This is a genomic window from Gelidibacter sp. (genome assembly GCF_035577925.1).
GTDB lineage: Bacteria > Bacteroidota > Bacteroidia > Flavobacteriales > Flavobacteriaceae > Gelidibacter.
Genome location: NZ_DATJCY010000306.1, coordinates 1 through 3907, shown reverse-complemented (window position 1 = coordinate 3907; position 3907 = coordinate 1). Strand labels below are relative to the sequence as shown.

The following is a 3907-nucleotide window of genomic DNA, read 5'->3' as shown; positions in this document are numbered from 1 at the left end:
ATCAGTTATCGTTCCTGAACCATCTAACGTCAATTTCTTCATATATTTAGAAACCGCATCAATAAAATACAATTCTCCTGGAGCTTCTGGTTTCTCTGCGATAATCACTTCTTTGGTAAATGTGTTGGATCCCCCAGCACCAACGGTCGTTAAGGTCACGGTAAAAGTTCCGGCAGATGGATATGTGAACGTTGGATTTTCATCAGAAGAAGTAGAATTACCGGCATCGCCAAAATTCCAACTGTAACTTGTAGCGCCTAAAGACGTATTTGTAAATTGTACCGGAATGGTAGCCATCAAATTATCTTCATCAACTACTGTAAATCCACTGGCTGAAGTGACCTTAATCTCCATATTGGAAATGGTGGAACCACCTGAACCTGTTGATACTAAACTCACCAAAAACACACCGCTAGATTGGTATGCTTTTTTTGGTGATACTTGATTGGACGTTGTTCCATCTCCAAAACTCCATAAATACGCCGTGGCATTTTGAGAGTTATTGGTAAATTGGATGTCTTCACCTATTTTAACTTCTGTTGCACTGGCAGTAAACTCAGCTTGCGATTGTGGCAACAAGGCATCGTCATCGTTTTGGCATGAAACCAATGCTAACGAGAAGAAACTTATTAGAATGTAATTTAGAAATTTAGTTTTCATAATATCTATTTTAAATATGGTCATGAGTTGGTTAGTATCCTGGATTTTGTGTCATTCCCGGATCATTGTTGGTTTGGATTTCATCCATTGGAATTGGAAATAAGGTTTGGTTAATGCTATTGACATTTGGCAAAACAGCGACAGCGCGCCCTGTTCTAACCAAATCAAACCATCGGTGGCCTTCAAAAGCAAATTCCAAACGTCTTTCTTTTTCAATAATCCGCAGTAATGGTGCTATTGCACCTTCGGTCGTTGGACTCAAATTAGCGCGCATTCTAATCTTGTTGATATCACTTTGAATGGCTGATATGTTGGGTGCTGTTTTACTCGCTTCCGCTTCAGCTCGGATCAAATACATATCGGCCAACCTTAAAACGATAACATTTTTATCTCCAAGACTTAAATCGTCGTATTTTATGGCATAAGCACTCGTGCCCGCAAAAGCAATGGAGGCAGTGTAGCGTTTATCGCCGGTTTCATATGCTGCCAACAAATCGGGCGATGGTTCTACTTCCCGTCTTCCGTTCAATGACGTTGGAAAATTATATTCTGCAATCCGGTTTCGTTCCGTTTGGGAAAAATAGATTTCAAAAATCGATTCTGACGATTCATCGGCCTCAAACACATCGGCATAATTTCCCAACAACGTATAACCTCCATTTTCAATCACATCGGTAGCATAGGTTATGGCTTGGTCATAATCCTTTTTATATAAAAACACTCGTGCTAACAACGCTTTTGCGGCATATTTGGAGCTTCTTATTTTATTGCTCGACGTTGGAAGGTTTTCAGATGCAAACAATAAGTCATTGATAATCTGTGCATATACCTGATCTACCGGAGATCTTGGAATATCCAAATTGCCCACACCCACGGTTGGCATCGTCTTGATAGGAACGGCGCCAAAATAATTCATTAAATTAAAGTGGCTCAAAGCCCTGATAAAATAGAGTTCGCCCAAGGCGTTGTTCTTTTCGGCATCCGTCATATTTGGAATTCCAGCAACTTTGGCAATAACATTATTGGCCACATTAATACTACCATACATGGCATTCCACATACCGCCCACCGATCCATTTTCGGGAAGGATATTGTTGTTGGCAATCTCCAAATATTCAGTGGCAGTTGCGCTAACTGGATGGGCTAAATTATCGGCGGCTAAATCCGGGAAAATAACATCCGATCGGCCATAATAACTTAAAGACTGCAAATAAGAATAAGCACCCAAAACCCCTTTATCAATATCTTCCTTAGTCTTAAATGCAGCACTTGCATCGATGGAACTTTTTGGTTCCACATCCAATACATCACATGAAAACAATGTAGCTGCCATCATAAAAAATAATAAAATATGCTTTTTCATCTTTTTTAAAGTTTTAAGTTGATCCCTAAGGTGAATGTTTGTGCTTGTGGATAGGTAAAGAAATCTGTTCCAATAACCTGATTATCATCACCTCTATAATTAACCTCAGGATCCAAACCTGTATATTTTGTAAACGTAAATAAGTTCTGGGCACTGAAATACACACGAACGGAGCTAAAGAATGTTTTTCTTAAAAACTCACTATCCAAGGTATAACCCAAAGTGACATTTTTGAACCTCAAATAGGAACCATCTTCTATAAATCGTGAAGACACCCGTTTGTTTTGTGCTGCTTTTACAGGATCGGTGGTGGCACGAGGAATATCGGTAATATCTCCCGGTTGTTGCCATCTTCTTAAGATTGCTGTGGTTTGGTTATCGCCACCTTGTAGTGACTCCAAAAATAATCGCGTACCGTTAAAAACATCGTTGCCGTAAGATCCTTGCAAAAAGACACTGAGATCAAAACCTTTATAGGAAAAATTATTGGTTAATCCGTAAATAAAATCCGGATGCGGATTACCAACGATGGTCCGGTCTTCGGAAGTGATGGCGCCATCAAAATTAGTATCTGCAAAAACAATATCACCTGTAGATGGATCAACACCCAACGATTTGTAACTGTAAAAAATACCGATAGGCTGACCTTCCATAACGCGGTTACCACCTCTTCCTAAATCATCAATAGGCTGTCCGTTATAAAGTTCCAATACTTTATTTCGGTTTCCAGAAATATTAAACTGCGTATTCCAATTGAAATCGCCCACAAAGTTTTGAGTTGCCAATGACAATTCAATTCCTTTATTTTCAACCTTTCCTACGTTTTCGGTAATGGACGAAAATCCAGAAGTTGGTGGCAAAGGTCGGCCCAATAACAAATCTTTGGTCTGTTTGTCATAATAATCGGCCGTAAGTGTAACGCGTCCATTAAACAGGCCCAAATCCAAGCCAACGTTAAATTGTGCGGTACTTTCCCATTTTAAATCTGGGTTGGGAATATTGCTCGGATAAATAGCAGGCAATCCGCCATAAACGGTAGTGCTATAAAGTTCAGAAAACAAGAACGGACTGATGTCATCATTTCCGGTAAGGCCATAACTTACACGAAATTTCAGGTCAGAAACTGACTTTATATTACTCATAAAATCTTCTTTAATAACTCGCCATGCCACAGAAGCTGCCGGGAAAAATCCTGTTCGGTTATTGCCACCAAATTTTGTAGAAGTATCCCATCGCCCCGTAAATGTGGCGATATACTTGTCATCAAAATTATAATTCAACCGTCCAAAATATGAACGCAATCCCGATTCGGTTGCTCCTGAACTAGCGGAAACAATAGTAGCTGCCGAGTTGAGATATTCTAAATTATCATCGGCAAAATCCTGTCCTCTGATGTACGATGATGTACGTTCGTAACTTTCAAAACTATAACCCAATAAGCCGTCAAGTCTATGTTTTCCAAAGGTTTTATTATAGCTTAAAAGATTATTGGATACGATATTGGTAACATTGGCATAAGTTTCAAAACCAAGTCCGTTATACTTCGCACCCTGAACCGTTTTTTTGTTTTCGTAGGAATGTTCTCTGAAATTCATAAAATCCACACCCCATTTGGAAGAGAAAGTTAAATTGTCAACAATGTTCCAATCCACATAAAAGTTGGAATTGGTGCGGTAGGAATAATTTACCATAATTGCCTCCTTGGCAATTGATACCGGATTTGAATAAGGACCAGTCTGATTATATGAACCGTCTTCATTATACACTGGGAAAATAGCGGGTGTCGAAATCCCATTTGGTAAAGGACCATGAAGTGTTTGGTCACTTTCAACACGGTTGGTCTTCGCATAAGTCAATCCAATACTGGTACCAATCGTAAAGCGA

General features: G+C 39.4%; 3 protein-coding genes. All 3 read right to left on the bottom strand.

Annotated features, from left to right (window positions below; translation table 11 throughout):
• Positions 1-660, bottom strand: a 660-nt coding sequence (locus tag VNJ50_RS11935; protein ID WP_325582204.1) for a PKD domain-containing protein, incomplete at its 3' end; no start/stop codon positions are given.
• A gap of 31 nt (positions 661-691) precedes the next feature.
• The gene (locus VNJ50_RS11930) at positions 692-2023 is read right to left on the bottom strand and encodes a RagB/SusD family nutrient uptake outer membrane protein (RefSeq protein ID WP_325582202.1); all 1332 of its coding nucleotides are present in this window, start codon (positions 2021-2023) and stop codon (positions 692-694) included.
• 5 nt (positions 2024-2028) lie between these two features.
• Positions 2029-3907, bottom strand: a 1879-nt coding sequence (locus VNJ50_RS11925) for a SusC/RagA family TonB-linked outer membrane protein (protein ID WP_325582200.1), incomplete at its 5' end; no start/stop codon positions are given.